Source organism: Streptococcus sp. 27098_8_74 (genome assembly GCF_041431705.1).
In the GTDB taxonomy this organism is placed as follows: Bacteria; Bacillota; Bacilli; order Lactobacillales; family Streptococcaceae; genus Streptococcus; species Streptococcus salivarius_E.
In genome coordinates this window covers 1-2,058 of the sequence record NZ_JAPVYF010000059.1, presented here as the reverse complement: position 1 = coordinate 2,058, position 2,058 = coordinate 1, and the positions used below count along the sequence as shown (strand labels likewise).

General features: G+C 39.7%; 2 protein-coding genes and 2 pseudogenes. All 4 read right to left on the bottom strand.

Annotation, left to right across the window (positions count from 1 at the left end):
* Positions 1-101, bottom strand: a pseudogene (locus O3670_RS10905) (amino acid ABC transporter permease); the annotation flags it as partial.
* 17 nt (positions 102-118) lie between these two features.
* Positions 119-952, bottom strand: a complete 834-nt coding sequence (locus O3670_RS10900; protein ID WP_064526621.1) for a transporter substrate-binding domain-containing protein — start codon at positions 950-952, stop codon at positions 119-121.
* Positions 953-963: 11 nt separating this feature from the next.
* The gene (locus tag O3670_RS10895; RefSeq protein ID WP_002884172.1) at positions 964-1,731 is read right to left on the bottom strand and encodes an amino acid ABC transporter ATP-binding protein; all 768 of its coding nucleotides are present in this window, start codon (positions 1,729-1,731) and stop codon (positions 964-966) included.
* Positions 1,732-1,917: 186 nt separating this feature from the next.
* Positions 1,918-2,058, bottom strand: a pseudogene (locus O3670_RS10890) (amino acid ABC transporter permease); the annotation flags it as partial.

The window sequence follows — 2,058 nt, the reverse complement described above, 5'->3', positions numbered from 1 at the left end:
AGGGTATAGAAGAAACCTTTGGCAAACTGCCCAAAGTTAGCGAAGAAAGCAGCCCAACGTTCAAGAGCGAAAGGACTAGCCGTTTCAGTTAAAAGATACATAAATTCAGGACTCCTTTCTATTTATCTTCAGCCTTAGCTGGTTTCAAGTGATACTTATCGTAGAGTTTTTGAAGGCTACCATCTTTTTGCCATTTAGCAATCAAATAGTTGGTATAATCAATCAACTCTTGGTTAGACTTGCTTGAAGCGATACCGTACTCTTGTGTTTTGAAACCTTCTTTTAAGGTTTTAGTTTTCTTACTTTCATATCCAGAGAGGATAGATTTATCAACTGAGAAAGCATCTACACGGTGAGCGTAAAGAGAAACAGCCAATTCTGGGAAAGATCCGAGTTGAACATAGTTGAACTTAAGGTTATGGGCTGAGGCATATTCCTGCAAGGCAGCCTTTGTTGACGCCCCTTGAGAAACACCGATAGTCTTACCATTCAAATCTGAGATTTTGTTAATACCTGAATCTTTAAGAACCAAGAAACCGATTTGGTCATAGTAGTAAGGAGTTGAGATAGCATAAGAAGCCTTACGTTCATCATTGATGGTATAGGTAGCGATAAGCAAGTCGATAGTCCCGTTATCCATAAGTGGTTCACGAGTTTGCGTCGTTACTGGGATATAATTCACTTTAACTTTTAACTCATCAGCAATCTTCTTAGCAAGATCAACTTCCATACCTTCGTAGGTATTAGTCTTAGCAGAATAGTAACCAAAGTTAGGAACGTCTTGCTTCACACCGACATTGAGTGTCCCTCGCTTAACAATCTTTTGGACTGCTTTACTATCAAGAAGCTTACTAGTGTCTTCCGCCTTAGTCTTGTGACTCGTGATAAGAAAAATAGTGAGTATTGCCAAGCTTGCAACAGTTAGGTAACGTAAGATTTTTTTGAAAATCATAGGCAACCTCCTTAGGCATCCACTTGGACATTATCAGAGTTGTGATCGATAATCTTAGAAAGGAATTGAACCGCACGAGGTTCAGTTGGATTGTCAAAGAAACCATCCACATCCGTAGTGTCTACAAGAACTTGACCTTCAGCCATGAAAATGATACGGTCAGCCACACTGCGGGCAAAGCCCATTTCGTGGGTAACAACCACCATGTTCATGCCACCTTTGGCAAGCTTTTGCATAACCGCAAGCACGTCACCGATAGTCTCTGGGTCAAGGGCTGATGTTGGTTCGTCAAAGAGCAAGAGTTCAGGATTCATGGCAAGACCACGGGCAATAGCGATACGTTGTTTTTGCCCACCAGAAAGCATACCAGGGTATGAATCCTTCTTGTCCCACATGTTAACGTAGCGAAGGAATTTTTCAGCAGTCTTTTCAGCGTCTGCCTTACTGATTCCAAGAACCTTGATAGGTGCCAAGGTTACATTTTCAAGAACGGTTTTGTGCGGGTAGAGGTTAAAGTGTTGGAAAACCATACCGGCTTCCTTACGCAATTCTACCAAATCTTTGGCAGAAGCTTCCGTCACATTATGTCCGTTAACGATAAGCGTACCGTTATCGATTGATTCTAAGGCGTTGATTGTACGGATGAGAGTGGATTTCCCAGACCCAGAAGGTCCCAAGAGAACCACAACTTGTCCTTTTTCAATTTCTAGATTGATATCACGAAGTGCATGATAGTCTCCGTAATATTTATTAACATTTTTAAATTCAATAAGTGCCATAAGAGCCTCCTATAATGGATTTACTTGTTAGCTTTTCTAACATATATTGAATTTTAGCATAAGTAAAGTCGAAAGTCAAAAAATTCCGAATATTCTTTCAAAACGTTCGGTTTTTACTAAATAATTAATCATTTTTTGATATAAATATGAGAAAAACAAAAACCCACCCGTAGGTGAGTTTTTATTTTATTCACTAGCTTGCTCCCATTGTTTAGAGAGGTAGCGAGAGTAGCTAGAAATAGCAAAGTTAACCACGAAATAAGCTAGAGCCACAATACCGTATAAAGTAAAGATTTGACTAGGTTCGTAGTAACCACCCATCAAAAT

Excerpts from the sequence above, each read along its gene's own strand:
- O3670_RS10900 (WP_064526621.1), bottom strand. The coding sequence starts at position 952 with ATGATTTTCAAAAAAATCTTACGTTACCTAACTGTTGCAAGCTTGGCA.
- O3670_RS10895 (WP_002884172.1), bottom strand. The coding sequence starts at position 1,731 with ATGGCACTTATTGAATTTAAAAATGTTAATAAATATTACGGAGACTAT.